At 43.0% G+C, this 26,729-nt stretch carries 23 protein-coding genes and 1 tRNA gene; 20 read left to right on the forward strand and 4 right to left on the reverse strand.

The window, feature by feature from the left end; genetic code table 11:
- Positions 1-101: 101 nt before the first annotated feature.
- The 3 genes from RSK81_RS01305 to RSK81_RS01315 are packed head-to-tail and all read right to left on the reverse strand — an operon-like array spanning position 102 to position 2,220.
- Positions 102-1,517, reverse strand: a complete 1,416-nt coding sequence (locus RSK81_RS01305) for a DUF4153 domain-containing protein (RefSeq protein WP_315687158.1) — start codon at positions 1,515-1,517, stop codon at positions 102-104.
- A 2-nt stretch (positions 1,518-1,519) separates the two neighbouring features.
- Positions 1,520-1,735 (reverse strand): helix-turn-helix domain-containing protein, encoded by a 216-nt coding sequence (locus RSK81_RS01310; protein ID WP_002893895.1) that lies wholly within the window; start codon positions 1,733-1,735, stop codon positions 1,520-1,522.
- An 8-nt stretch (positions 1,736-1,743) separates the two neighbouring features.
- Complete coding sequence (locus RSK81_RS01315) at positions 1,744-2,220, reverse strand: DUF2975 domain-containing protein (protein ID WP_032912371.1); 477 nt, start codon at positions 2,218-2,220, stop codon at positions 1,744-1,746.
- Between the two features lie 205 nt (positions 2,221-2,425).
- Here RSK81_RS01315 and RSK81_RS01320 point away from each other — a divergent pair, with 205 nt between their 5' ends.
- The 7 genes from RSK81_RS01320 to RSK81_RS01350 all read left to right on the forward strand — a co-directional run bounded on the left by RSK81_RS01320 (position 2,426) and on the right by RSK81_RS01350 (position 8,532).
- Complete coding sequence (locus RSK81_RS01320; protein ID WP_315687161.1) at positions 2,426-3,508, forward strand: ArsR/SmtB family transcription factor; 1,083 nt, start codon at positions 2,426-2,428, stop codon at positions 3,506-3,508.
- A 130-nt stretch (positions 3,509-3,638) separates the two neighbouring features.
- Positions 3,639-4,880, forward strand: coding sequence for a hypothetical protein (locus tag RSK81_RS01325; protein ID WP_315687163.1), 1,242 nt, complete (start codon positions 3,639-3,641; stop codon positions 4,878-4,880).
- Positions 4,881-4,976: 96 nt separating this feature from the next.
- Positions 4,977-5,747 (forward strand): TatD family hydrolase, encoded by a 771-nt coding sequence (locus RSK81_RS01330; protein ID WP_125408994.1) that lies wholly within the window; start codon positions 4,977-4,979, stop codon positions 5,745-5,747.
- The gene (rnmV, locus tag RSK81_RS01335; protein ID WP_410530910.1) at positions 5,740-6,309 is read left to right on the forward strand and encodes a ribonuclease M5; all 570 of its coding nucleotides are present in this window, start codon (positions 5,740-5,742) and stop codon (positions 6,307-6,309) included. The genes RSK81_RS01330 and rnmV overlap by 8 nt, the downstream gene beginning before the upstream one ends.
- 11 nt (positions 6,310-6,320) lie before the next feature.
- Positions 6,321-7,175 carry an SDR family NAD(P)-dependent oxidoreductase gene (locus RSK81_RS01340; protein ID WP_315687165.1) on the forward strand — a complete coding sequence of 285 codons (855 nt, stop codon included), beginning with the start codon at positions 6,321-6,323 and terminating at the stop codon, positions 7,173-7,175.
- Between the two features lie 20 nt (positions 7,176-7,195).
- Entirely contained in the window at positions 7,196-8,068 is an 873-nt protein-coding gene (gene rsmA, locus RSK81_RS01345) for a 16S rRNA (adenine(1518)-N(6)/adenine(1519)-N(6))-dimethyltransferase RsmA (protein ID WP_315687167.1), read from the forward strand.
- Positions 8,069-8,124: 56 nt separating this feature from the next.
- Positions 8,125-8,532, forward strand: a complete 408-nt coding sequence (locus RSK81_RS01350; protein ID WP_315687168.1) for a hypothetical protein — start codon at positions 8,125-8,127, stop codon at positions 8,530-8,532.
- Positions 8,533-8,547: 15 nt separating this feature from the next.
- On the opposite strand, the gene RSK81_RS01355 is transcribed toward RSK81_RS01350, so the two are convergent.
- Positions 8,548-8,630: transfer RNA gene (locus tag RSK81_RS01355), tRNA-Leu, on the reverse strand.
- A 194-nt stretch (positions 8,631-8,824) separates the two neighbouring features.
- Between RSK81_RS01355 and RSK81_RS01360 the strand changes: the two genes are divergently transcribed.
- From RSK81_RS01360 to glmS, 13 genes are all read left to right on the forward strand, one after another.
- Positions 8,825-13,507, forward strand: coding sequence for a Cna B-type domain-containing protein (locus RSK81_RS01360; RefSeq protein ID WP_315687170.1), 4,683 nt, complete (start codon positions 8,825-8,827; stop codon positions 13,505-13,507).
- Positions 13,508-13,741: 234 nt separating this feature from the next.
- Positions 13,742-14,620, forward strand: coding sequence for a ribosome small subunit-dependent GTPase A (gene rsgA / locus RSK81_RS01365; protein ID WP_002926173.1), 879 nt, complete (start codon positions 13,742-13,744; stop codon positions 14,618-14,620).
- A gap of 11 nt (positions 14,621-14,631) precedes the next feature.
- Positions 14,632-15,291, forward strand: a complete 660-nt coding sequence (gene rpe / locus RSK81_RS01370) for a ribulose-phosphate 3-epimerase (protein WP_002893879.1) — start codon at positions 14,632-14,634, stop codon at positions 15,289-15,291.
- Positions 15,284-15,916, forward strand: coding sequence for a thiamine diphosphokinase (locus tag RSK81_RS01375; RefSeq protein WP_002934894.1), 633 nt, complete (start codon positions 15,284-15,286; stop codon positions 15,914-15,916). Before rpe ends, RSK81_RS01375 begins: the two co-directional genes overlap by 8 nt.
- 1 nt (position 15,917) lies before the next feature.
- Entirely contained in the window at positions 15,918-17,174 is a 1,257-nt protein-coding gene (gene rmuC, locus RSK81_RS01380; RefSeq protein ID WP_002934893.1) for a DNA recombination protein RmuC, read from the forward strand.
- Entirely contained in the window at positions 17,164-18,108 is a 945-nt protein-coding gene (locus tag RSK81_RS01385; protein WP_002893873.1) for a 3'-5' exoribonuclease YhaM family protein, read from the forward strand. The genes rmuC and RSK81_RS01385 overlap by 11 nt, the downstream gene beginning before the upstream one ends.
- Before the next feature lie 92 nt (positions 18,109-18,200).
- Positions 18,201-19,016, forward strand: coding sequence for a pur operon repressor (gene purR / locus RSK81_RS01390; protein WP_032905583.1), 816 nt, complete (start codon positions 18,201-18,203; stop codon positions 19,014-19,016).
- Between the two features lie 21 nt (positions 19,017-19,037).
- Positions 19,038-19,502, forward strand: a complete 465-nt coding sequence (locus RSK81_RS01395) for a hypothetical protein (RefSeq protein ID WP_002926166.1) — start codon at positions 19,038-19,040, stop codon at positions 19,500-19,502.
- 215 nt (positions 19,503-19,717) lie between these two features.
- Positions 19,718-20,131: a 30S ribosomal protein S12 gene (rpsL, locus tag RSK81_RS01400; RefSeq protein WP_002893867.1), complete on the forward strand. Its 414-nt coding sequence runs from the start codon at positions 19,718-19,720 to the stop codon at positions 20,129-20,131.
- A 19-nt stretch (positions 20,132-20,150) separates the two neighbouring features.
- Positions 20,151-20,621, forward strand: a complete 471-nt coding sequence (gene rpsG / locus RSK81_RS01405) for a 30S ribosomal protein S7 (protein ID WP_002893865.1) — start codon at positions 20,151-20,153, stop codon at positions 20,619-20,621.
- A gap of 272 nt (positions 20,622-20,893) precedes the next feature.
- Positions 20,894-22,975: an elongation factor G gene (gene fusA, locus RSK81_RS01410; protein ID WP_002902195.1), complete on the forward strand. Its 2,082-nt coding sequence runs from the start codon at positions 20,894-20,896 to the stop codon at positions 22,973-22,975.
- Between the two features lie 355 nt (positions 22,976-23,330).
- Positions 23,331-24,338: a type I glyceraldehyde-3-phosphate dehydrogenase gene (gene gap, locus RSK81_RS01415; protein ID WP_002899102.1), complete on the forward strand. Its 1,008-nt coding sequence runs from the start codon at positions 23,331-23,333 to the stop codon at positions 24,336-24,338.
- Positions 24,339-24,688: 350 nt separating this feature from the next.
- The gene (gene glmS / locus RSK81_RS01420) at positions 24,689-26,500 is read left to right on the forward strand and encodes a glutamine--fructose-6-phosphate transaminase (isomerizing) (RefSeq protein ID WP_002911624.1); all 1,812 of its coding nucleotides are present in this window, start codon (positions 24,689-24,691) and stop codon (positions 26,498-26,500) included.
- Positions 26,501-26,729 lie beyond the last annotated feature (229 nt).

Here is a 26,729-nt window from a genome sequence, read left to right on the forward strand (position 1 = left end):
GTCTATTATTGACTGACGGTAAATGAGATAAAAAAAGGAGAATAAAACCAGAAAGAAATTCCGTTTCTTTCTGGTTTTATTGTATAGTTAAGCGCAGTTGTTTATTTTGTCACTGGTAAAAGCATTGGATACAGATAGCAGAGCAAGGTAAAGCTAATGAGGGCGTAAAAGATACCGATGCGAATAGCTTGGATAGGTTTATAGAAACGAATCAAGGTCAGTAGGCACCAAACTAAGAGAACAAGGATGAACCAAGCTGAAATCAAGCGCAGCGGAGTTGGTCCGTAAAGGTAGATGTAGATGCCAAATAATTTCCAGCCAGCTAGCAAGGCCAGCAGACCGGTAAAGATAAAGAGGATAGTAGCTGTGAATCGCGTCCCTTTCTGATCCCAGAGTGGCTTTTTGGCAATGAGATAGAAGACACCTAGAACTGCAAAGTTAAGGATAGAGACCCGAACCAGCTGCCAGAAGCCAGCTACAGCAACAGTCGAAGCATTCTGGGGAGAAATAGCCTGAGCTACTGTTCCGGCGCTTAGGAGCTGACCGAGCTCACCCAGACCTGTCAGGAAGAAGACAGCATAGGTCAGACAGAGGCTACCGATGATGATGTAGGCTGCCAAAGCAGGGGCTACTCGCCAAGGGCGGATGCTTGCTTGAAATTTTTTGTAGCTTAGTTTAGTATCTTTTTTGCCTAACAGACTGCCAGCCAGGAGGCCATACAAGTACAAACTGATAGGAAAAGCCAGGCAGGCCTTGAAGAGAATCGTGCTGCTATCAAGACTTGAAAAGAGGGAGTCGAATAGATTCTCAATGAAATCAGCGGTATTGCTGAAGAAAGAGGCAAAGCTGTCTGAAACCTGACTCAGCTGGGACCAGACAAAGTAGACCAAGATTCCCGCAACAAAGAAGCTGCTTACGATAATCACGAGCTGTTGGGCTTTCTTTGAAGATAGACTGTCAGAGCTGTCAAAAGAGTCCTGCTGCTTGCCTTCTATAAAGGCTAGAATAGCAGCAATAAAATTTTTAAAGGGCAGGATGCAGAAGGCTTGAATGGCATCAAACCAGACCAGGATCCCCAAACGCCCCTGGCTTAACCAGCCGGTGCGGGACAGAATATAGAAAGCGAATGAGATGTGGATGGCTAGAAATTGGAAAAATTCTAACTGGCGATGAAGCCCCCAGAGACTTAAAGCCAGAGCTTGAGCTAGCGTCATAATCAGAAAGCTTCTAGCCTCTAATCTGCTGTCAAGATTTTTCATCTGCAGAGATGGATAGGCCAATTTCCTGATTAGGGTTTCACTTAGCAATATAAGACCAATTGCAAAAGGGAAAAAGGATGCAGTTTGATAATTAAAAAATACTGCAGAGTAAAAGTAAGTTAAGAGATAGAGAATCAGATAGCTGATTTTAAAGAATCGCAGTTGCTTGTCCTCTAGGCCTGTGAAGATGGTCTGTCGTTCTGCTTCTGCGGGCAGACAAGGCTGGACATTCATCTGCTCTTGTGCTGGATATTCCATAATTATTTCTCCTCCTCATCAGGGATATACTCTAAAATATCGCCAGGCTGGCAGTCTAATTCACGGCAGAGAGCGTTGAGTGTTGAAAAGCGGACAGCCTTGGCTCGATTATTTTTTAGGATAGATAGATTGGCTGGTGTTAGGTCAATCAACTCTGCTAAACGGCCAGCACTGATGCGCTTTTGTGCCATAACAAGGTCTAAATTTATCTGAATCATAAGACCTCCTAAATAGTGTAGTCTACTTGATCCTGCAGCTCAATGGCCTTGCCAAAAGCATTGCGGATGACACGGATAATCAGGGTCAAGATACTGCAAGAAACAGTGACTAAGAGCATAGGCAAATAGGCTGTCAGCCCCATAAAGAGGGAGATAAGAGCGACAGTGCCAACTTCCCAGCCAAGATAGCGCATGTACTGAACATTTTGTGTGATAAAGACCTGATTTTTACCGATGCGGCTAAGGAGTCGATAGAGATGGACAATACAGGCTAGAGCCAGGCAGCCGAGGACATAGCCGAGCAGCAGCAGGACCCAAAAGCGTATCTCTCCTTGAAAGAAAGGAGAGGGAAACTCGATAACTAGATTGACGACCCAAGGTCCAAGAGCAATCAGGATGATGGAAGCAATAAATAAAAGGCTGATACTGATTTTTGTAAGAGTGATGCTCATATCTTCAGCAGTCTTTTTCATTTTGTCTGTCATAATTTCCTCCGACCAACGTTTCATTTCTTAGTAACTATAACACGAATTTTATCGATAATCAATAAGAAAATATCGAAAAAAGATAAAATCGGTCTTAAGGACTAGATGAAAGTTTCTAAAAAGTTCTTATTGTATAGAGATGGATTTCTTGTCAGGAGATGAATAGAGCAGAAGGGGATGAATATTTTGCTTGATTTTTGGTATAATGAAAAACAGGAATTGTATACTCTTTCTGGTCAGAAGCGGAGTATGTGTAAGGAAGGAAGAATCTGTGGGTGTAAAGCTTGTTCATTATCGTAGTAAGTTATATGAATTTCTCATGGTGCCTGCCATCGTTTCAAGGGAAGATAGGCATATGTGGAAGGATTTACGGCAGAATCAAAAGGAGCTGCTTCTTGATGTACAGCCGCATTATGATAAGCTCTATCAGGATTTACTTCCTTTGAAAAATGAGCTTGTTGCGGTTAGTTTATTTGAAGGAGCTACGGTAGGACTGGCTCCGCTCCTCTACCTCTACTTGCTAGAAAAAGGAGAAGATCCGGTCAATTTGCATGACTTGTTAGAATGTCTGAAAAAACTAGATGCAGAGCAAATCATCTATTGTTTATCACTTAAGCTTTCTAAAGGGGAAGTTACCAAGGAACGTACTGAAGATCTTCTGGCTTTTATAGAGAATAGTGACAAGTCTCCGGAAAATAAATGGTACTGGTACCAAGCTATTCAGCATCCAGAGAAGCTTCGGGACCAATTGGTTTCCTTGCTGGAAAGAGTGTTCGAGCTCTATCAGCCTATTTATGAGCAGTTTGAGCAGGAAGTTCTAGCTTTTGAGCAAGAATTTAGCCTATCAGATGTGATGGATGATGAAGAGCAGAATGCCAAGCTTCTTGAAAAGGACACGCAAGTCTTTGTTCTGTCACCCATGTTTATTGACTCTTTTCTCGAAAAGGTTCCTGATTTCACTTCCTATTCCTTAGTCCTTTCGACGAGAAGTTCCCAGTTATCAAAGGCGGAATCGGAGCTTAACGATGAAACATTGGCTCTGACTTTAAAAACTCTTGGCGATGAAACCCGCTATAAAGTCTTGATTGAATTGATTCAGCCGCATGCCAAGAATAAAGATATAGCTAAAAAACTGGGGCTTACAAGAGCCTCTATCTCATTCCATACGCAAAAGCTCCTAAATTCTGGCTTGCTGGAGCTTGTGGTGGATGATGATTCGGTTAAATACACGGTCAATAAAGAACTGATTCAAAAAATTATAGAGAAGTTCAAACAGGACCTAAAATAGTGTAAGAAGACCTAGATTCATTCTAGGTCTTTATTTTGTAAAATGAAAACCTAACAATAATTTGACAATAATCTAATTTATTGTTATGATTTGTTAAACAAAAATCTAACAAGAGTAAAGGAGATGTCGTATGATTGTTTTTGCAAAAAACAAAAATTTTCGCCAGTTGCTCATTAATCAATGGATTTCAGGTTTTGGAGACATTATTTTTTATTTGGCTTTGATGAACTATGTTTCCGCCTATTCCTTTGCTCCACTTGCGGTTTTATTGATTTCCCTTTCTGAAACGCTGCCCCAGTTAATTCAGGTTTTTACTGGAGTCGCGGCGGACTTTCAGAAGAATCGTATCCATAAATACCTGCTTATACAGTTTAGTAAGGTCGTGCTATATAGCCTGGTAACGTTTTTGTTGCTTGGACAAGATTTCTCCGTCTTGATTCTGCTTTTGATTTGTCTGATTAACTTTCTGTCGGATAGTCTGAGTTATTTTTCAGGTGCCATGCTGACCCCGGTTTATGTAAAAGTGATTGAGCAAGATATGACCTCTGCTATGGGCTTTCGACAAGCTAGTATGAGTCTGGTTCATATTTTGGGGAATCTAGCTGGCGGTTTTCTCATCGCTTGGATGAGTATTGGAGCTTTGGCAGGACTGAATGCTCTGACGTTCTTGCTAGCTTATCTAGGCTTTTGGCATATTAGTAAAAATTTACAGGAATTAGAACCAGAGCTAGGTAATGCAAAGAAGCTAAATAGAGAGAATTATTGGCAGCATTTATTGGATTCTCTTAAAGTCTTGCTGGGATTGAAAAATGTTGTGAGGTTATTATTGGTTTCAACCTTTGGGCAGGTTACTCTGAATATTCTGACGCCAGTAGCGACTCTTTTATTGCTGAAAAGGCCTTTTTGGAATTTGCAGGTCGGTCAGTCCATTGCCGTGTTAATTATTCTAAGTTCCGCTGGTCTGATTTTAGGGAACATTTTGAGTGGCAGTTTGCTGAAAAACTTTTCGACTAAGCTTGCTATGTATGCAAGCCAAGTGTTTGAGGGTTTTATTATTTGCGGTTTTTTCTGGCAAAACTTTTTACTTATCCTGATAGCGAGCTTTGCTTGTTCAGTGACAGTCGGTCTGCTGAGTCCAAGATTGCAGAAGTCTGTATTCAGTATGATTCCAGAAGAGTCCATGGGAGCTATCCAGTCGGCTATTAATCTATTTAGCATGGCTGTTCCGAGTGTTTTATCCATGCTGTTAATAGCTCTTGCCAGCAGTTTGGGGATTGTTTATATTCTCCTCCCGCTTGTGTTAATGCTGGCACTGTCTTTCTACTTAATTATTCCAATGGAGAACTTGAAGGCGGATTCGGATAGCTGTTGAATGGCAGCTATCTTAATTTTTCTGCTTTGAAGAGACTTCTGATTTTTTAGGTCATTTTTGGTATAATAAAGGACAGAAAATACAAGGAAGTAAAACATGAAGATTTTTGATACACACACGCATTTAAATGTGGAAGAATTTGCTGGTCGAGAGGAAGAGGAGCTGCAGCTGGCTGCAGAAATGGGCGTCAGCAAAATAAATATTGTCGGTTTTGACCGACCGACTATTGAGCGCGCCATGGAGCTGGCAGATAGCTATGATCAGCTTTATGCTACGATTGGCTGGCATCCGACTGAGGCTGGGACTTATGATGAGGCGGTGGAAGCCTATCTGCTGGATAAGCTTCGTCACCCCAAGGTTGTGGCTCTGGGCGAGATTGGGCTGGACTATCACTGGATGACAGCGCCCAAGGATGTTCAGGAACGGGTGTTTCGCCGCCAAATCCAGCTTTCAAAGGATTTAAATCTACCTTTTGTAGTTCATACTCGTGACGCTTTGGAAGATACCTATGAGATTATCAAGAGTGAGGGTGTAGGTCCTCGAGGCGGTATTATGCACTCTTATTCGGGTTCTTTGGAAATGGCAGAGCGCTTTATCGAGCTAGGGATGATGATTTCCTTTTCTGGAGTCGTTACCTTTAAAAAAGCGACGGATATTCAAGAAGCTGCGCAGAACTTGCCCTTGGACAAGATCCTCGTCGAGACTGATGCACCTTACTTGGCGCCTGTTCCCAAGCGTGGCCGAGAAAACAAAACAGCCTATACTCGCTATGTTGTAGAGAAAATTGCTGATCTGCGTGAGCTGACTGTCGAAGAAGTAGCGCAAGCGACTTATGCCAATGCAAAGAAGGTGTTTGGGCTTGACTGAGAAGATAAAAATCCCTCAGGTGATTGTCGTTGAGGGCAAGGATGACACAGCTAATCTGCAGCGATTTTACCAAGTGGACACTTACGAGACGAGAGGTTCTGCTATCAATGAAGAAGACCTAGAGCGGATTGAGAAACTGCACCAGCTTCGTGGGGTTATTGTCTTTACCGATCCAGACTACAATGGAGAGCGTATCCGTAGAATGATTATGAAGGCAGTGCCAACTGCTCAGCATGCCTTTCTTCGTCGAGATGAGGCAGCTCCCAAGTCTAAGAACAAGGGTAAATCGCTTGGGGTAGAGCATGCTTCATTTGAGGATTTACAGCAGGCATTGGCTGGGTTGGTCGGATATTTCGATGATGAGGATAATTTTGAAATCACCAAAAGCGATCTTGTGCGACTAGGTCTGCTTATGGGAAGTGACAGCCGTCAGCGTCGAGAGTATCTGGGTGAGCGACTCCGTATCGGCTATTCTAACGGTAAGCAGCTGCTTAAACGCTTGGAATTGTTTGGTGTGACCTTGGCGGAAGTGGAAGAAGCCATGCTCAAATATTCAGTCTAACGGAGTAAGAAATGAAAAAAGTAATTATTACAGGCGGCAATAGTGGTATTGGCTATCAGGCTGCAAAACAGTTGGCTGAAAAGGGATGGTCAGTGACTCTATTTTGCCGACGAAAAGAAGCTGCTGAGCAAGCCTGTGAGAAAATCCGCCAACAAACAGGAAATCTGCATGTGGATTATATCTTGGCTGATTTATCTGAGATGAAGAGTGTCAGTAAAGCAGTGGAGCAGTATATCCAAAAAGAAGAGACTCTAGATGTTTTAATTAACAATGCAGCCGATTTTGATTTATCGGTCAAAAAACCGATTCTTACCAAAGATGGATTAGAAAAGCAGTTTGCGACCAATGTGGGCGCTCCGTACTTGCTTTCTTCCTTATTGAAAGACTTGTTGGAAAAGTCAGAAAGTGGTCGGATTATTAATATTTCTTCCCAAGGACTGATGCTTTATCCTTTCATGAAGCTTGATTTTGAAAATTTATCCGGTCAAAAACATTACAGTCCTGCTAAGACCTATTATCAAAATAAACTGGCCTTGTTGATGCTGTCGCTTTATATGCGGAAGCATTGGAAAGGTATCAAGGTTCAGGCGCTCCGTGTGACAAATGTCAAAGTTGATATGCGCCGCTACAATCACCTCAGCGCTTTTATGAAAAATCTGTATAAAATTAAGTCGAGATTTTCGATTAGTCCTGAAGAAATGGCGAAAGTCTATATAGCTTTATCTACAGAAGATGGCTATGAGGGCTTTTTGTATGACGAGAAATGCAAAGAAGTTAAGGCTAATGCATTTGCTTACGAGGAAGAAGAACAGAAAAAACTCTACACCTTGCTAGAGCAAATGACCTCCTTAAAAGATAATGAATAAATAATTAGAAAAGAGAAAAGATGCGTATTGCAGACCATAGTGTGACCCGTACCATTCTGGAGCGTCACGGTTTCACTTTTAAAAAATCTTTCGGTCAGAATTTCCTGACTGATACCAACATCCTCCAGAAGATTGTGGACACAGCTGAGATTGACAAAAAGGTCAATGTCATCGAGATTGGGCCCGGTATTGGGGCTTTGACAGAATTTTTGGCGGAAAGTGCCGCTGAAGTCATGGCCTTTGAGATTGATGATCGGCTGGTGCCCATTTTGGCGGATACTCTCCGCGATTTTGACAATGTGACAGTGGTCAATCAGGATATTCTCAAGGTTGATTTGGCCCAGTACATAGCAGAGTTTAAAAATCCAGACCTGCCTATCAAGGTAGTGGCGAATCTTCCGTACTACATCACGACGCCGATTCTTATGCATTTGATTGAGAGCGGGATTCCTTTTAGTGAGTTTGTCGTGATGATGCAGAGAGAAGTAGCGGATCGGATTTCGGCTCAGCCGAATACCAAGGCCTATGGTAGTTTGTCGATTGCGGTCCAGTATTACATGACGGCCAAGGTTGCCTTTATCGTGCCGCGGACAGTCTTTGTGCCAGCGCCAAATGTGGATTCAGCTATTCTCAAGATGGTTCGCAGAGACCAGCCTGCAGTTGCGGTACAGGACGAGAAATTCTTTTTCAAGGTCTCCAAGGCCAGCTTTGTCCACCGCCGGAAGACTCTCTGGAATAACCTAACCAGTTATTTTGGGAAGTCAGAGGAGACTAAAGGCAAACTGACAGCAGCTTTAGAACGAGCTGAATTATATCCAAGTGTTCGGGGAGAAGCTCTTAGTTTAGAAGAATTTGCTCGCTTGGCAGACGCTTTGAAGTCTGAGGGATTATAAAAAAATAGAAGATCTGCTCTATATAGCTGGTCGTCTATTTTGCTAATGAGGTGCATATGAAAGTGAAATTTCTGTCTTTGTTTTCTGCCCTGCTCTGGTTTTCGCAGTCTTTACTCCATTTCCTTCTACTGCTAGGTATGCCTCTGGGATGTTTGGTATTTGGCGGCGCTTATATAGTATTTCCTTTATGGCTGCGTCCTGTCAACTTCCTGCTTTTCTTGCTGTGGGGTTTCTTTAGTCTTAGTTATCTATCTTTTGGTGGTTGGCTAAGAAGTAGCTTGAAGTCTTCTGTTTTGGGAAAGATCATCTTAAGTGGAACTGTTTTTCTCTTTTTGGCTACTGTTTTCAATTTCTTTGTGACCACGAGTCTATTAGAGAAGTATTTAACAGGGGGACTGACCTTTCTGGCTTTTCTCAGCAGTGTAATTTTACTTCATAATAACAAAAAATCCTATCAATCATGATAGGATTGCTTTTTATGCGGAGGAAGGGATTTGAACCCTCACACCCGTACGGGCACATGCGCCTGAAGCATGCGTGTCTGCCGTTCCACCACCTCCGCTTGAGATTCTATTATAACTTATTTTTGTGAAAATGCCAATAGCGAATATCAGTTTTTTTCACTGTATGAAAAAAGCAGAAAAATTTCTATTTTTTCTTTACTAAAATAGTTCTATGATATTGCCATTATAGCAAGTATTTGTTACAATTAGATTAATTACTTATTTAGGTAACGAAATAAAAAAGGAGAATGTTATGAAACTGAAAAAATGGCTGCTATTTTTGATGCTGCCCCTTCTGTTTTTGCTGGATTTGAAGCTGTTTACAGCAACTGCTCAAGCCGATGCTTTGAAGAATGCAATCACAGATATTAAGATTTGGGACCACTCTAATGGCCGCGAAGCAACCAAGGTTAACGGTGCTTACAATTTGGTTCAAGGGGGAAATTATCGCTATGAGCTAGTTTTTGATTTGTCTGCTTACGATAACCAGCTCAAGGATGGGGATACCTTTACCTTTACAGTACCGAACGGTGCAACCATTGCTAATGGTACAACCTTTACCCTGACGGATAATGAAACGCAGGTCCAGCTTGGAGCGGCTAAGATGACGTCGAATGGTTCGGGTAAGGGCGGTCTGATTACGGTTACTATTCAGAATTTGGCAGATTACAAGGCCAAGACAACTGCTAGTGGAGTTAGAGGGAGCTTCTTCTTTGATTTTCAGGCGACGACAGTAGGTGCTGATCAAGACTGGAATTATAATCCTGAGGAAACTCAAGGGGCGATGAGCCATAAGGTCACCATTAACGAGCGGAAACAAAGCAGTTTTTCAACAGCCGGTGAAAACTACGCTAAGATTGGAGGAGTCATTGCTAAGAAGCCATATAATTCAGCTATTCTAGGTAAGAGCGGTGACTACTCACATAACTGGACTGTTCGTATCAATACTCAGCAAAAGACTTATAATTCTCCTATTGTTATCAAGGATGTCATTCCAGATAGCAGTGCGCCAATGCAATTCGTTCCGGAGCAATTTGTCCTTCGCCAAGGGGAGTACACACAGAGTTTATCAAGTATTGCGAATTCTGTCATCTTGAAAGAAGGTCAAGATTATACGGTTGCCTATAATGACACTTATACAGAGTTTACTCTAACCATCAATAACCCAGGCAATCGTGCCTTTATGTTGAACTATATGACAACTTCACCAGCTGATGGTTCTTTGGTATCCAATACGGCTGAGATGGAAGTTGATAATACAAAACTGCCATTCAGAGATGATCGTCCTGGTCAGACGAGCTCTACGGTAGAGCGCAGCAGCCGGATTACAGAAGGCGGTGTTATCACAGCGGATATCAGCAACAGTCTGGTTCTCTATAAGCAGGATTCTAAGACTGGCAAAATGCTGGAAGGTGCTGTCTTTAAGGTGACAACTCCTAGCGGTGAAGAGATTACTCTGCCACCGACAGATGCTAACGGTCGGGTTTCTACACAGCCTTTCTCAAGTGAAGAAATCAAGAAAGGCCAATTCACAGTAGAAGAAGTCACAGCTCCAGAAGGCTATGTACTGGACAGCAATCCGATGAAAGTGACTATCAAGGCTGATGGTGCAGTCAAAACAGTCAAGAATACGGTGGATCCAAATGCCAGCAAAAAGCTGACAGTCAAGAAAGTTTGGAAAGATGAAAGTAATCAGGATGGAAAGCGTCCAGCTTCTATTGCTGTAGATGTCTACGCTAACGGTCAAAAACTGGCTGATAAGACAGTGACTGTAACTGGTAGTAGTACAGATGCGGAGTGGACAGCTCAGACAACTGATTTACCAATCTTTGATGCAAGTGGTCAAAAAATCACCTATACAATCGGTGAAGATCAGCTTGATGGCTATGAAGCTCCAGAAGTAGATCAGGAAAATCTCACTGTTACCAATACTCGTACGCCAGAGAAAATCTCTATCAAAGCCAGCAAGAAATGGGATGATGCCGAGAATCAAGACGGCAAACGTCCTGCCAATGTTGTTGTCAAACTTTATAAAGAAGTCGGCGGTCAGAAATCAGAAGTTGCGAACCGAACTCTGACCGAGGCTGACCAGTGGGCAACCGAGTTCACTAACTTGAACAAATATGAAAAGGGACAAGAAGTTGTTTATTCTCTGGAAGAAGACGCGGTCCCTCACTATCAATCTCAGGTAACTGGCAATGCTGCTGACGGCTTTGTAGTGACCAACACTTACAAGCCAGAAACCATCAAGATTTCTGGTCAGAAGAAGTGGGATGATGCGGAAAACCAAGATGGCAAGCGTCCAAATGCTGTTAGAGTCAAGATCTTGAAAGGCCAGGATATTGTTGATGTGCAGGAAGTGACGGCTGCTAACGGTTGGAAATATGAATCCAATCCTCTTCCTAAATATGCAGCAGGCCAAGAAATTGCTTATACTGTTGCAGAAGAAGCTGTCTCAGGCTACACGAGCAAGGTGGACGGCTACAACATCACCAACTCTTACACCCCAGAAACGGTCAAGATTTCCGGTCAGAAGAAATGGGATGATGCGGAAAACCAAGATGGTAAGCGTCCAGCTTCTGTTAAGGTTAAAATTCTGAATGGTGATACGGTTGTGGATGAGCAAAATGTGACTTCCGCTAACGAATGGAAGTATGAGTCCAAGGCTTTGCCTAAGTATGCGGCAGGCCAAGAAATCACTTATACCGTAAGTGAGGAAGCTGTTCCAGGTTATACTAGTAAGGTAGAGGGTTACAACATCACCAATTCTTACACTCCAGAGACAACGACTGTGTCTGGAAGCAAGACTTGGGAAGATGGCGATAACCAAGATGGCAAGCGTCCAGCTTCTATCACAGTTAATCTGCTAGCTGACGGTCAAAAAGTCAATACCCAAACAGTCGGAGAGGCAGAAGGCTGGTCTTACAACTTTACTGGCTTGCCAGTTTACAAGGATGGTCAACGGATTACCTATACAGTAACGGAAGAAGCTGTACCGGGTTATTCAACCAATCTCAACGGCTACAATATCACTAACTCTTATACACCAGAGAAGACAGAAATCACTGCCAGCAAGACCTGGAATGACAGCGACAATCAAGACGGCAAACGTCCAACTAAGATTAGCATTAAGCTGATGAAGACCGTCGGCGGTGTCAAGACAGAAGTCGCTAGCAAGGAAGTGACGGCTGCTGATCAATGGCAAACCAAATTTGAAAATCTGCCAGTTTATGAAAATGGTCAGAAGATTGATTACTCTATCGAGGAAGATGATGTAGCTGGCTACACTAAAGAAATCAAAGATTTCACAGTTACCAACTCTTACACTCCAGAGATGATTAAGATTTCTGGTCAAAAAGTCTGGGATGACGCTGATAACCAAGACGGCAAGCGTCCAGCTTCTGTTAAGGTTAAAGTGAAAAATGGCGATACTATCGTAGATGAGCTGGAAGTAACAGCTGCTAACGATTGGAAGTTTGAGTCTAAAGCTCTTCCTAAGTATGCAGCAGGTCAAGAGATTGCCTATACTGTCACTGAAGAAGCGGTTGCGGAATATCAAACTAAGATTGATAAGTTCACCATTACCAATTCTTACACTCCTCAAAGTACAGAATATGCTGTGACTAAGGTCTGGGATGATGCTGATAACCAAGACGGCAAGCGTCCAGCTTCTATCACAGTGCAACTGTATAGCTCAGTAAATGGTCAAGAGCCAGCTGCTGTCGCAGGTAAGACATTGACCTTGACGGCTGATAATGAGGTGGCAGCTAACACTTGGAAAGCAAGCTTCACCAATCTGCCTCAGTTTGACAAGGGACAGAAGATCACCTATTCCGTCAAAGAGGATGATGCAACAGTAGCCGCTTTGAAAGAAAAAGGTTACAGTCCGAAAGTAGAAGGTCAGACAATCACTAACTCTCATACTCCAGAACAGGTTAAAATTTCTGGTCAGAAAGTCTGGGATGATGCAGACGATCAAGACGGCAAACGCCCAACATCTATTACAGTTAAAGTAATGGATGGAAGCACTGTTGTTGATACACTTGAAGTAACAGCTGCTAATGGATGGAAGTTTGAATCTAAAGACCTGCCTAAATATAGAAATGGTCAAGAGATTGCCTACACACTTTCTGAAGTGTCAGTTGCTCAATATGAAACTAAGATTGATAAATTCACCATTATAAACTCCTACACTCCAGAAACTGTTAAAATCTCTGGTCAAAAGGTTTGGGATGATGCTAATAACCAAGATGGCAAGCGCCCATCCTCTATCAAGGTAAAGATTTTAGACGGAGATAAGGTGGTAGATGAGCTGGAAGTGACAGCTGCTACTGACTGGAAGTTTGAGTCCAAAGATCTGCCTAAGAGTAAGAAGGGCAAGAAAATCAACTATACAGTCCTTGAAGAAGTGACAGTTGAGGGTTATAGTAGCAGCCAAGAACAAGCAACAGATGGCAGCTTCACTTTGACTAACAGCTATAAACCAACACAGATTGCTGTTAAGGGAACTGCGGTATGGTCAGATGCTGAAAATCAAGATAAGGTACGACCTTCCAAAATTACTGTTCGCCTCTTGGCAGATGGCAAACCAATTAAAGAAGAGGTTGTGTCAGAAGAAAATGGTTGGCAGTATAACTTTAGCGACCTTCCTAAGTACAAGGACGGTAAGGAAATTGTCTATAGTGTTGCGGCTGATCCAGTTGATGGCTACAAGCTTGAGATCAACGGTACTCAGCTGACCTTCAGTCATATCCCTGCTAAGAAAGATGCTGTTGAAGGAGCGGTAAATAATAAGCCAGGCGTTCAAGCTCCGAAAGTCGGAGGGAAAGCTCTTCCTCGTACTGGACAGGAAGAAAGTCTTCTTGTTACTATTCTTGGCTTCTTAACAGCTCTTCTCGCAGGAGGATTGCTGATGGATAAGGCGAAACGCAGCTAATCAGTTTTGAGACTTACTGAAAATTACAGTGAGCGTCTCATTTGATATAAAAAAGCGAACAGGTTCTTTTGGACTTGTTCGCTTTTATCATGTCAGTTTCATCTCAAGTATTTTAAAGTAGCTGCTTTCTATGAAAAAAGAAGTCAACCTTAAGAAATGCCTTCTATGCAAAACAAGCAAGCTAAATCTCGCATTTTTTGTTATAATGAGTGTATTAACTTTTAAGGAGTAATCTTGCAAGGAAAAATCATTAAGGCTCTGGCTGGTTTCTATTATGTGGAGTCGGACGGACAGGTTTATCAAACCAGAGCGCGGGGTAATTTTCGCAAAAAAGGGCAGACACCCTATGTCGGTGACGAAGTCGAATTTTCAGCAGAAAAAGACTCGGAAGGCTATATTTTAAAAATAGCAGAGCGAAAGAACAGTCTTGTGCGGCCTCCGATTGTCAACATTGACCAAGCGGTTGTAATCATGAGCGCGAAAGAGCCAGATTTCAATGCCAATCTGTTAGATCGTTTTCTGGTGCTTTTAGAGCATAAGAGGATTCATCCTATTATCTACATCAGCAAGTTAGACCTGCTTGAAGATGAGCAGAGCTTGGATGTCTATGTACAGGCCTATCAGTCCATCGGCTATGAGGTCATTAAGTCGACTGAGGAATTGCTGCCGCTGCTGATAGGGAAAATCACTGTTTTTATGGGACAGACTGGGGTTGGAAAGTCCACCCTGCTCAATAAAATTGCCCCAGACCTGCAGTTGGAAACAGGAGAGATTTCTGAAAGTCTGGGCCGTGGCCGCCATACGACGCGGGCTGTCAGCTTTTACAATCTAAACGGTGGGAAGATTGCTGATACGCCAGGATTTTCGTCTTTGGATTACGAGGTGAGCACAGCTGAAGATCTCAATCAAGCTTTTCCAGAGATTGCTGAGTTTAGCCAGTCCTGTAAGTTTCGTACTTGCACTCATACTCACGAGCCAGCTTGTGCCGTTAAGCTAGCAGTCGAGTCCGGCCAGATAGCGTCATTCCGCTTTGATAATTACCTGCAGTTTCTCAGCGAGATCGAGAATCGTCGGGAGACCTATAAAAAAGTTGCCAAAAAAAATTCTAAATAAGGAGAAGAACTATGACTTCATTCAAAATTGCCCCTTCAATCTTAAGTGCGGACTATGCTAATTTTGAATCAGAACTGAAAAAGTTAGAAGCGACAGGTGCTGAGTACGCCCATATCGATATTATGGATGGCCATTTTGTACCCAATATCAGCTTTGGGGCTGGGGTTGTTGCCAGTATGCGTCCTCACAGCAAGCTAGTCTTTGACTGTCATCTGATGGTTTCCAATCCTGAGCACCATATCGAAGAATTCGCTCGTGCTGGTGCAGATATCATCAGCATCCATGCCGAAGCGACGCCACATATCCACGGAGCACTGCAGAAGATTCGAGCAGCGGGAGTCAAGCCTAGTGTTGTGATTAATCCGGGAACACCAGTCGAAGCAGTCAAAAATGTTTTGAATTTGGTCGATCAAGTCCTTGTGATGACAGTTAATCCAGGATTTGGCGGTCAGGCCTTTCTGCCAGAAACCATGGATAAGATTCGTGAATTGGTTGTCTTGCGTGAAGTCAATCAGCTGAATTTTGATATTGAAGTAGATGGTGGTATTGACGATAAGACCATTGGAATTGCTAAAGAAGCCGGTGCCAATGTCTTCGTAGCAGGCAGCTATGTCTTCAAAGGTGATGTCAATCATCAAGTTCAGACCTTACGGGATGCCCTGCATGACTAAGATTGCACTGTTTGCTGGCGGGAACTTGGGGCATTTTAGCTTAGATTTTGATGTTTTGGTCGGAGTAGATCGTGGAAGCCTCTTTCTGCTTGAGCAGGGAGTTTGTCCTGATTTGGCTGTCGGGGATTTTGACTCTGTGACCGAGGAAGAATTGCTGCGCATAAAAGATAGTGCCAAGGAAGTCGTTCAGGCCCATCCTGAAAAGGATGATACGGACTTGGAGTTGGCTGTTCTAGCTTGTTTTGAGCGCTATCCAGATGCTTGTCTGACCATTTTCGGAGCCTTTGGCGGCCGTCTGGATCATGCCTTGGCCAATGTCTTCCTGCCCAGTAATGAAAAAATTGCAGCTTATATGGAGAAGATTTTTCTGGAAGATGAGCAGAATCTGCTGACCTATGTTCCCAAGGGGCGCCATGAAATCAAACCAGTAGCTGGCATGCGCTATCTAGCCTTTCTGCCATCGGATGATGCCACCTTAACGATTGAGGGCGCCAAATATCCGCTCAATAAAGATAACTTTTTTTTCAAAAAAGTGTATGCTTCTAACGAATTTATAGATAGGCCCATTTATTTGGACTTTGATAGCGGCTATACAGTCGTCATTTACAGCAAAGACAGGAGCTGATATGGAGTTTATAATTATCCTCATTCTTTTGGGAAACCTAGTGCTGACCTTTCTTTTATGGCAAAAGATTAGTCAGCAGACCGAGACGCTAAAGCAAGTCTTGGAAAATCAGGCAGATCATCTATCGGATCAGTTGGACTATCGCTTGGAGCAGGAAAGCCAGAAAAAGCAAACGGCTCAGAAAGAGCTGGAATTAGCTCTGGGAGATCGTTTGAGCGAGGTCAGGACAGATTTGCACCGCAACTTGACAGAGCTGCGCTTGGAAATCAGTGACAACCTGACCAAGAATCGGGATAAAACTGACGAGCGTATGCGGCAGATTCAAGAGTCCAACGAAACCCGTCTAGAGCAGATGCGGCAGACCGTTGAAGAGAAACTGGAAAAGACACTTCAGACTCGACTTCAGACTTCTTTTGAGACCGTTTCTAAGCAGTTGGAGTCTGTTAATCGCGGTCTAGGAGAAATGCAGAGTGTTGCCCGAGATGTCGGCACGCTGAACAAGGTTCTTTCCAACACCAAGACCCGAGGGATTCTAGGGGAGTTGCAGCTGGGGCAGATTATTGAGGACATTATGACGGCCAGTCAGTATGAACGAGAGTTTGTGACGGTGGCCGGCTCCAGTGAGCGTGTCGAATATGCCATTAAACTGCCGGGACAGACGGAGCATGAATATGTCTATCTGCCCATTGATTCTAAGTTTCCTCTGGCCGATTACTACCGTTTGGAAGATGCTTATGAGTCTGGCAGCAAGGAAGAGATTGAGCTCTATCGCAAGTCTCTCTTAGCAAGTGTTAAACGCTTTGCCAAGGATATTAAGAGTAAATATCTGGCACCACCGGCTACAACTAACTTTGGTATCATGTTTCTGCCAACAGAAGGTCTCTATTCGGAAGTTGTCCGCAATCCAGCCTTTTTTGACAGTTTGCGGCGGGAGGAGCAGATTGTGGTAGCGGGGCCATCTACCCTATCTGCCTTGCTCAATTCATTGTCTGTCGGCTTTAAAACGCTCAATATTCAAAAAAGTGCAGACGATATCAGCAAGGTTCTGGGTTCTGTCAAATCCGAGTTTAACAAGTTCGGTGGTATTCTGACCAAGGCTCAGAAACATTTGCAGCATGCTTCGGGTAACATTGATGAACTCTTAACCCGGCGGACAGGAGCTATCGAAAGAACCTTACGCCATATTGAGCTGTCTGACCAAGACCTCGATTTGAACTTACTTGATTTTTCAGAAGAAAGGGAAAACAATGAAGATTAATCAAATGAAAAAAGATGAACTGTTTGAAGGTTTCTATCTGATCAAGTCAGCAGAAGTCCGTCAGACAAGGGCTGGAAAAAATTATCTGGCCTTTACGTTCCAAGATGATACAGGGGTAATTGAAGGTAAACTCTGGGATGCTCAGCCACATAATGTTGAAGAATTCACTGCTGGCAAGGTCGTGCACATGCAAGGTCGACGGGAAGTCTACAATAACACGCCCCAGGTAAATCAACTGACCCTGCGTCTTCCTAAGGCTGGAGAGCCCAATGATCCAGCGGATTTCAAGGAAAAACCACCAGTAGACCAGAAAGAAATCCGAGACTATTTATCTCAGATGATTTTCAAGATTGAGAATTCGGTCTGGCAGCGCGTGGTCCGCTCGCTTTATAGCAAGTACGACAAGGAGTTTTATTCTTATCCAGCTGCCAAGACCAATCACCATGCTTTTGAGTCGGGGCTAGCCTTTCATACCGCTACCATGGTCAAGCTGGCGGATGCTATCGGAGACATTTATCCTCAGCTTAATAAAAGCTTGCTTTTTGCAGGGATCATGCTCCATGACTTGGCCAAGGTTATTGAGCTCAGCGGTCCAGAAAATACAGAGTACACTGTGCGTGGCAATCTGATTGGGCACATTGCTTTGATTGATGAAGAATTGACCAAGACCTTGATGGAGCTGAAAATTGATGATAGCAAGGAAGAAGTAATCGTCCTGCGGCATGTCCTTCTCAGTCACCACGGTCTCTTGGAATACGGCAGTCCTGTCCGGCCTAAGATTATGGAGGCAGAAATTCTGCATATGATTGATAATCTGGATGCGGAGATGATGATGATGACTGCTGCCTTGGGACTTGTAGATCCAGGTGAAATGAGCAATAAAATATTCGCTCTTGAAGGCCGTTCTTTCTACAAACCAAAACTTGAACAGTAAAATACGAAAAATGGACATTACTTGGAAAAGAATGTTCGTTTTTTTGTTTTTGTTGTGGTATAATGAATAAAATAACTTTAATTGGTGAAAAAATGAAATTAAGAAGAAGTGAGCGTATGGTGGTTATTTCCAATTATTTGATTAACCATCCTTATGAATTAACGAGCTTAAATACATTTGCAGAAAAATACGAATCTGCCAAATCTTCTATTTCAGAAGATATTGTCATTATTAAGCGTGCCTTTGAAGAGATTGAAATTGGAACTATCGAAACGATTACTGGTGCTGGTGGAGGAGTGATTTTTAGCCCGTCCATCTCAGATACAGAAGCTAAGACTATTGTACAAGGTCTTTGTGATCAGCTGTCTGAAAGCAATCGGATTCTTCCTGGGGGCTATATTTATCTATCTGATCTGCTCAGCACTCCATCTATTCTGAACAATATCGGGCGAATCATTGCCAAGAGCTTTAAAGATCAACAGATTGATGCGGTCATGACAGTTGCGACTAAGGGTGTTCCTTTGGCCAATGCAGTAGCCAATGTTCTCAATGTACCTTTTGTCATCGTTCGTCGGGATTTAAAGATTACAGAAGGATCAACGGTCAGTGTCAACTACGTATCGGGATCCAGCGGAGATCGTATCGAAAAGATGTTCTTGTCCAAGCGCAGTCTCAAGGCTGGCAGCCGCGTCTTGATTGTGGATGACTTCCTCAAAGGCGGGGGGACCATTACAGGGATGATTAGCCTCTTATCTGAGTTTGACTCTGAGTTGGCAGGTGTAGCCGTCTTTGCGGACAACGCGCAGGCCAATCGCGATTATCTGGACTATAAATCGCTCTTGAAAGTAACCAATATTGATGTCAAGGCGAATACCATTGATGTGGAAATTGGAAATATTTTTGATTAGGGAAAAGGGCGGAGATTATAGATGAAAACAGTTTTAGAAAAGTTTGACCACAGTCCGCTGTGGATTCGTTTAGGAGTATTGTCGATTTTATTTGGGATTCTGATTACCGGCATGGTTTTTGTACAGGGACAGTCTAATTCCCGCACCAATTCAGTCAGCTCTGCTGCGAGCATCGCATCAAGCAGTTCTTCCTTACAACTGTCTTCTGCTCAAAAAGAAGCACAGGAAAAAGAAATCCAGGAAGAGGAGCAAGCAGTTCAGGCCGCAGAAGAAGCAGTTAAACAGCTTGAAACCATGCATACTTTGGAAGATTTGCAGCTAGCTAAGACTGCAGCAGAAAAAGTCAAAGATGCAGCAATGAAGGCTAGATTCCAAAGCCGTATTCAGGCAATAGCTGTCCTGATTGACCCAGAAGGGGCTCAGGCTGGTGTTTATGAAAATCCAGCTGCTGTATCAGAAGAAGCAGTGGCTCAGCCGCAGCAATAAGTTGGCAGCAATCTAATAAGCAGATATAAGCTTAAAATAGAAAAAATGTATTGACAGAAAAGTATCGTCGTGCTATAATGATAGACGGTACTTTTTACTTTTGGTCTCTCAAAAGTGTACAGAGACGTGCTGACAAATGTTGCAAAAGTACACGCAGATGGTAGCTGTCACCAAGTGTATCATCACCAAAATTAAAAAAATACAGGAGAATGTAGATGCCTACAATTAACCAATTGGTTCGCAAACCGCGTAAATCAAAAGTAGAAAAATCTAAATCACCAGCTTTGAACGTTGGTTATAACAGCCATAAAAAAGTTCAAACAAACGTATCTTCACCACAAAAACGTGGAGTTGCAACCCGTGTCGGAACTATGACACCTAAGAAACCAAACTCTGCCCTTCGTAAGTTTGCCCGTGTACGTCTGAGCAACCTGATTGAAGTTACAGCTTACATCCCAGGTATCGGACACAACCTGCAAGAGCACAGCGTAGTGCTTCTTCGTGGTGGACGTGTAAAAGACCTTCCAGGGGTACGTTACCATATCGTCCGCGGTGCACTTGATACAGCAGGTGTTACTGATCGTAAACAAGGCCGTTCTAAATACGGTACTAAAAAACCAAAAGCATAAGGAAAGGGGAGAAAGATAAATGAGTCGTAAAAACCAAGCGCCTAAGCGCGAAGTATTGCCAGATCCGCTTTACAATTCAAAATTAGTTACTCGTCTTATCAACCGCGTTATGCTTGATGGTAAGCGTGGTACAGCGGCTTCTATCGTTTACGGAGCTTTTGACCAAATCAAAGAAGCAACTGGAAACGATGCGCTGGAAGTATTTGAAACAGCTATGGAAAACATCATGCCTGTACTTGAAGTTCGTGCTCGCCGTGTCGGTGGTTCAAACTACCAAGTTCCGGTTGAAGTTCGTCCAGAACGTCGTACAACACTTGGACTTCGCTGGTTGGTAACTATTGCTCGTCAACGTGGTGAGCACACAATGGTTGACCGCCTTGCAAAAGAAATCTTGGATGCATCTAACAATACTGGTGCAGCTGTTAAGAAACGTGAAGACACTCACCGTATGGCAGAAGCTAACCGTGCCTTCGCACACTTCCGTTGGTAAAATCATGATGCTAGGAACGGTAAGGATGCAAGGTGAAAATAGGAAACTGACGCAGTATTCGACGAATACAAGGAAGTTTATCTTTTTCACACAGCATCCCGTTCCGGCTCAAATCGGCTAATTAACTTTAGCCTGAGTTCAATTCAACTTATCTACAAGTTGAGAAAAACAAAAACAAGATAAGCATTGAGAACGGGTAGGTCCTGCCTATCCGTTTTTGCTAAATCATGTTATAATAAACTGTAAAATAAATTAATAGGAGAAATAACCAAATGGCTCGCGAATTTTCACTTGAAAAAACTCGTAATATCGGTATCATGGCCCACGTCGATGCTGGTAAAACAACAACAACTGAGCGTATTCTTTACTACACTGGTAAAATCCACAAAATCGGTGAAACTCACGAAGGTGCGTCACAAATGGACTGGATGGAACAAGAGCAAGAGCGTGGTATCACTATCACATCTGCTGCGACAACAGCTCAATGGAACAACCACCGTGTAAACATCATTGACACACCAGGACACGTGGACTTTACAATCGAAGTACAGCGTTCTCTTCGTGTCTTGGATGGTGCGGTTACCGTTCTTGACTCACAATCAGGTGTTGAGCCTCAAACTGAAACAGTTTGGCGCCAAGCAACTGAGTACGGAGTTCCTCGTATCGTATTTGCTAACAAGATGGACAAGATCGGTGCTGACTTCCTTTACTCAGTAAGCACTCTGCATGATCGTCTTCAAGCAAACGCTCATCCAATCCAATTGCCAATTGGTTCAGAAGATGACTTCCGCGGAATTATCGACTTGATCAAGATGAAGGCTGAAATCTATACTAACGACCTTGGTACAGATATTTTGGAAGAAGATATCCCAGCTGAATACCTTGAGCAAGCGCAAGAATACCGTGAAAAATTGGTGGAAGCAGTTGCTGAAACTGATGAAGATTTGATGATGAAATACCTTGAAGGTGAAGAAATCACAACTGACGAATTGAAAGCTGCTATCCGTAAAGCAACAATCAATGTTGAATTCTTCCCAGTATTGTGTGGTTCAGCCTTCAAGAACAAGGGTGTTCAGTTGATGCTTGATGCGGTTATTGACTACCTTCCAAGCCCACTTGACATCCCAGCAATCAAAGGTATCAACCCAGACACTGAAGAAGAAGAAACTCGTCCTGCATCTGATGAAGAGCCATTTGCAGCTCTTGCCTTCAAGATTGCAACAGATCCATTCGTAGGTCGTTTGACCTTCTTCCGTGTTTACTCAGGTGTTCTTCAATCCGGTTCTTATGTAATGAACACTTCGAAAGGTAAACGTGAGCGCATCGGACGTCTTGTGCAATTACATGCCAATAGTCGTCAAGAAATTGAAACCGTTTATGCTGGGGATATTGCAGCTGCTATTGGTTTGAAGGATACGACTACTGGTGACTCATTGACAGATGAAAAAGCAAAAGTGATTCTTGAGTCGATCCACGTTCCAGAGCCTGTTATCCAGCTGATGGTTGAGCCTAAGTCTAAGGCTGACCAAGACAAGATGGGTATTGCTCTGCAAAAACTGGCTGAAGAAGATCCAACTTTCCGTGTTGAAACAAACGTTGAAACTGGTGAAACAGTTATCTCTGGTATGGGTGAGCTTCACTTGGATGTCCTTGTTGACCGCATGCGTCGTGAGTTCAAGGTTGAAGCTAACGTAGGTGCTCCTCAAGTATCTTACCGTGAAACTTTCCGTGCTTCTACTCAAGCTCGTGGATTCTTCAAACGCCAATCTGGTGGTAAAGGTCAATTCGGTGATGTATGGATCGAGTTTACACCAAACGAAGAAGGAAAAGGTTTCGAGTTTGAAAATGCTATCGTCGGTGGTGTGGTTCCACGTGAATTCATCCCAGCGGTAGAAAAAGGTTTGGTTGAGTCAATGGCTAACGGTGTTCTTGCTGGTTACCCAATCGTTGACGTGAAAGCTAAACTTTACGATGGTTCATACCATGATGTCGACTCATCTGAAACAGCCTTCAAGGTTGCGGCTTCACTTGCATTGAAAGAAGCTGCTAAGACTGCACAGCCAGCTATCCTTGAGCCAATGATGTTGGTAACAATCACTGTTCCTGAAGAAAACCTTGGTGATGTTATGGGTCACGTAACAGCTCGTCGTGGACGTGTTGACGGTATGGAAGCGCATGGTAACAGCCAAATCGTTCGTGCTTATGTACCACTTGCTGAAATGTTCGGTTATGCAACAGTTCTTCGTTCAGCATCACAAGGACGCGGTACCTTCATGATGGTATTTGACCACTACGAAGATGTACCTAAGTCAGTACAAGAAGAAATCATTAAGAAAAACAAGGGTGAAGCTTAAGCTTTGAGCTGAACCTTGGCACTCGCGTTCGCGGGTGCTTTTTTTATTTTTAGAGAACCGACCACTCAATAGAAAGGGGAAATGAATGATCAGATGAATCTGAATTTATACTTTCTATTCTGTCTTGTAAGTTGTATTTCTACATTTTCAAAAGATACTGCTTTGCTTTTTCAAATCAATGAAAGTCGAAATGAAAGTTAGTGAAAGAATTCATAATACTTGTTAATAACAATGAAATCAGTTGCATTTTACCTCAATTAAGTATATAATAGAAATGTTGAAAGGTGATTTGTAGCAACTCAAGTTACTCTTTTCACATAAAAATTTTTTGATTTTCATAAGGAGGAAATCACGAATGGTAGTTAAAGTTGGTATTAACGGTTTCGGTCGTATCGGTCGTCTTGCTTTCCGTCGTATCCAAAACGTAGAAGGTGTTGAAGTTACTCGCATCAACGACCTTACAGATCCAGTAATGCTTGCACATCTGTTGAAATATGACACAACTCAAGGTCGTTTCGATGGTACTGTTGAAGTTAAAGAAGGTGGATTCGAAGTTAACGGTAAATTCGTTAAAGTTTCTGCTGAACGTGACCCAGAACAAATTGACTGGGCTACTGACGGTGTAGAAATCGTTCTTGAAGCAACTGGTTTCTTTGCTAAGAAAGATGCTGCTGAAAAACACCTTAAAGGTGGTGCTAAGAAAGTTGTTATCACTGCTCCTGGTGGAAACGATGTTAAAACAATTGTATTTAACACTAACCACGACATTCTTGATGGTACTGAAACAGTTATCTCAGGTGCTTCATGTACTACAAACTGCTTGGCTCCAATGGCTAAAGCTCTTCAAGACAACTTCGGTGTTGTTGAAGGATTGATGACTACTATCCACGCTTACACTGGTGACCAAATGATCCTTGACGGACCACACCGTGGTGGTGACCTTCGTCGTGCTCGCGCTGGTGCTGCAAACATCGTTCCTAACTCAACTGGTGCTGCTAAAGCTATCGGTTTGGTTATCCCAGAATTGAACGGTAAATTGGACGGATCTGCACAACGTGTTCCAACTCCAACTGGATCAGTTACTGAATTGGTTGCTGTTCTTGAAAAGAACGTAACAGTTGATGAAGTAAACGCAGCTATGAAAGCAGCAGCTAACGAATCATACGGTTACACAGAAGATCCAATCGTATCTTCAGATATCGTAGGTATGGCTTACGGTTCATTGTTCGACGCAACTCAAACTAAAGTTCTTGATGTTGACGGCAAACAATTGGTTAAAGTTGTATCATGGTACGACAACGAAATGTCTTACACTGCACAACTTGTACGTACTCTTGAATACTTCGCGAAAATCGCTAAATAATTCAATAGTAGAAGAAAGAGGCTCATTTGAGTCTCTTTTTCTGTGCACTGTTTTGCGAGAATTATTAGAGACAGAGCGAATGTACAGCTCTATTTCCTATTCTTTATTAGTTATATAGAAAGTCAGTTCTGATACATCTGTCCATTTTTCTAAATGCTTCAAGGGGCTGTTTTGCGGTAATAGAAGCTAAGCATAGTTTTCTTAAAGAAAACTATACCAATTTTATACTTGACAAACCAAAAAACAGTGTGTATACTATCTTTGTTGAAGTTATTTAACTTCAAGTATACTATACCAATTTTCAATAAGAAGGGCTGGTTTCTAAAATATAGGAAATCAGAAGTAATGTTATGTGTGGAATTGTCGGAGTTGTCGGAAATCGCAACGCAACTGATATCTTGATGCAGGGCTTGGAAAAGCTGGAATACCGAGGTTATGACTCGGCTGGAATTTTTGTAACAACAGGGAAAACTTCTAGTCTGATCAAGTCGGTCGGTCGTATCGCTGACCTGCATGCTAAAATTGGCATTGATGTTGCTGGGACTACTGGTATCGGACATACTCGTTGGGCTACTCATGGAAAACCAAGTGAAAACAATGCCCATCCTCATACTTCACAGACTGGCCGTTTTGTCTCGGTTCACAACGGTGTGATTGAGAACTACCTTGATATCAAGAATACCTATCTAGCTGGTCATGACTTCAAGGGGCAGACAGATACAGAGATTGCTGTGCATCTGATTGGCAAATTCGCTGAAGAAGAAGGCTTGTCTGTTTTAGAAGCCTTTAAAAAAGCTCTTCACATTATCCGTGGTTCTTATGCCTTTGCTTTGGTGGATTCAGAAGATGCAGATGTTATCTATGTTGCTAAAAATAAATCTCCACTTCTAGTCGGACTGGGTGAAGGCTACAATATGGTCTGCTCAGATGCCATGGCCATGATTCGTGAGACGAATCAATTTATGGAAATTCATGACCAAGAGCTGGTTATTGTCCGTAAAGACAGTGTGGAAGTGCAGGATTATGATGGGAATATTCTGGAGCGTGAAAGCTATACAGCTGAGCTTGACTTGTCCGATATTGGTAAGGGGACTTATCCATACTATATGCTCAAAGAAATCGATGAGCAGCCAACTGTGATGCGTAAGCTCATCAGCGCTTATACAGATGATAAGGGGCAAGTATCAGTAGATGCGGATATTGTCAAGGCTGTTCAGGAAGCTGACCGTCTCTATATTCTTGCAGCTGGAACTTCTTACCATGCTGGCTATGCTTCTAAGCGTATGCTGGAAGAGCTGACGGATACACCTGTTGAACTGGGCATTGCTTCTGAGTGGGGCTATGCCATGCCGCTCCTTAGCAAGAAGCCTCTCTTTATCTTTATCAGCCAATCTGGTGAAACAGCTGACAGCCGTCAGGTCTTAGTCAAGGCGAATCAGATGGGTATTCCAAGTTTGACCGTGACCAATGTTCCAGGTTCTACGCTTTCTCGGGAAGCCAATCATACCATGCTGCTGCATGCAGGTCCTGAGATTGCGGTTGCTTCTACTAAGGCCTATACAGCTCAAATCGCAACCTTGGCTTTCTTGGCTAAAGCTGTTGGCGATGCCAATGCTTCTGAAAAGGCGGCAGCCTTTGACTTGGTTCACGAGCTGTCCATAGTTGCGCAGTCTATTGAGTCCACTTTGTCAGAAAAGGAGTTGATTGACAATAAGGTCCGTGGCCTTCTGGAAACGACCCGCAATGCATTCTATATCGGCCGTGGTCAAGACTACTATGTGGCGATGGAAGCCAGCCTAAAACTCAAAGAAATTTCTTATATCCAGTGTGAAGGTTTCGCGGCTGGTGAGCTCAAACACGGTACGATCTCTCTGATTGAAGACGGGACACCAGTCTTGGCTCTGCTTTCAGACGAAGTCTTGGCTAGTCATACACGAGGCAATATTTCAGAAGTCGTAGCTCGGGGTGCCAAGGTGCTGACCATTGCTGAGGAGAATGTAGCCAAAGAGGGAGACGATATCGTACTCAATCAGGTTCATCCATACCTGTCACCAATCTCTATGGTGGTACCGACACAGCTCATTGCTTACTTTGCAACCTTGCACCGCGGTCTGGATGTAGATAAGCCTCGAAATCTGGCTAAGTCTGTCACTGTAGAATAAGCTTTCTAACGAATCTTGATAATAATACTAAGCCTCAGATTTTTCTGGGGCTTTTGGTATGGTATTTTGGTGACGATGCTCTTTGGAAGTCTCTTTCGACCATGGCAAAGCCATGCTGACGACAGTCATCCTATTTCATACAGATGGACAAATAGGATGAGCATCATTTTTGTATATATCACTAATTAGTTATAAAATATTTTTATCTTAAATATCAGGAGGACAAAAA

The organism is Streptococcus sp. DTU_2020_1000888_1_SI_GRL_NUU_041A (assembly GCF_032387735.1).
Lineage (GTDB): Bacteria > Bacillota > Bacilli > Lactobacillales > Streptococcaceae > Streptococcus > Streptococcus sanguinis.

What these genes read in the sequence shown, in the direction of transcription:
- RSK81_RS01360 (WP_315687170.1), top strand. Translation starts at nt 8,825, where the DNA reads ATGAAACTGAAAAAATGGCTGCTATTTTTGATGCTGCCCCTTCTGTTT.
- rmuC (WP_002934893.1), top strand. Translation starts at nt 15,918, where the DNA reads ATGGAGTTTATAATTATCCTCATTCTTTTGGGAAACCTAGTGCTGACC.
- RSK81_RS01395 (WP_002926166.1), top strand. Translation starts at nt 19,038, where the DNA reads ATGAAAACAGTTTTAGAAAAGTTTGACCACAGTCCGCTGTGGATTCGT.
- RSK81_RS01375 (WP_002934894.1), top strand. Translation starts at nt 15,284, where the DNA reads ATGACTAAGATTGCACTGTTTGCTGGCGGGAACTTGGGGCATTTTAGC.
- RSK81_RS01350 (WP_315687168.1), top strand. Translation starts at nt 8,125, where the DNA reads ATGAAAGTGAAATTTCTGTCTTTGTTTTCTGCCCTGCTCTGGTTTTCG.
- rpsL (WP_002893867.1), top strand. Translation starts at nt 19,718, where the DNA reads ATGCCTACAATTAACCAATTGGTTCGCAAACCGCGTAAATCAAAAGTA.
- rpsG (WP_002893865.1), top strand. Translation starts at nt 20,151, where the DNA reads ATGAGTCGTAAAAACCAAGCGCCTAAGCGCGAAGTATTGCCAGATCCG.
- RSK81_RS01320 (WP_315687161.1), top strand. Translation starts at nt 2,426, where the DNA reads ATGAAAAACAGGAATTGTATACTCTTTCTGGTCAGAAGCGGAGTATGT.
- fusA (WP_002902195.1), top strand. Translation starts at nt 20,894, where the DNA reads ATGGCTCGCGAATTTTCACTTGAAAAAACTCGTAATATCGGTATCATG.
- RSK81_RS01340 (WP_315687165.1), top strand. Translation starts at nt 6,321, where the DNA reads ATGAAAAAAGTAATTATTACAGGCGGCAATAGTGGTATTGGCTATCAG.
- RSK81_RS01330 (WP_125408994.1), top strand. Translation starts at nt 4,977, where the DNA reads ATGAAGATTTTTGATACACACACGCATTTAAATGTGGAAGAATTTGCT.
- RSK81_RS01325 (WP_315687163.1), top strand. Translation starts at nt 3,639, where the DNA reads ATGATTGTTTTTGCAAAAAACAAAAATTTTCGCCAGTTGCTCATTAAT.
- purR (WP_032905583.1), top strand. Translation starts at nt 18,201, where the DNA reads ATGAAATTAAGAAGAAGTGAGCGTATGGTGGTTATTTCCAATTATTTG.
- RSK81_RS01315 (WP_032912371.1), bottom strand. Translation starts at nt 2,220, where the DNA reads ATGACAGACAAAATGAAAAAGACTGCTGAAGATATGAGCATCACTCTT.
- RSK81_RS01310 (WP_002893895.1), bottom strand. Translation starts at nt 1,735, where the DNA reads ATGATTCAGATAAATTTAGACCTTGTTATGGCACAAAAGCGCATCAGT.
- RSK81_RS01305 (WP_315687158.1), bottom strand. Translation starts at nt 1,517, where the DNA reads ATGGAATATCCAGCACAAGAGCAGATGAATGTCCAGCCTTGTCTGCCC.
- rsmA (WP_315687167.1), top strand. Translation starts at nt 7,196, where the DNA reads ATGCGTATTGCAGACCATAGTGTGACCCGTACCATTCTGGAGCGTCAC.
- rpe (WP_002893879.1), top strand. Translation starts at nt 14,632, where the DNA reads ATGACTTCATTCAAAATTGCCCCTTCAATCTTAAGTGCGGACTATGCT.
- RSK81_RS01385 (WP_002893873.1), top strand. Translation starts at nt 17,164, where the DNA reads ATGAAGATTAATCAAATGAAAAAAGATGAACTGTTTGAAGGTTTCTAT.
- glmS (WP_002911624.1), top strand. Translation starts at nt 24,689, where the DNA reads ATGTGTGGAATTGTCGGAGTTGTCGGAAATCGCAACGCAACTGATATC.
- gap (WP_002899102.1), top strand. Translation starts at nt 23,331, where the DNA reads ATGGTAGTTAAAGTTGGTATTAACGGTTTCGGTCGTATCGGTCGTCTT.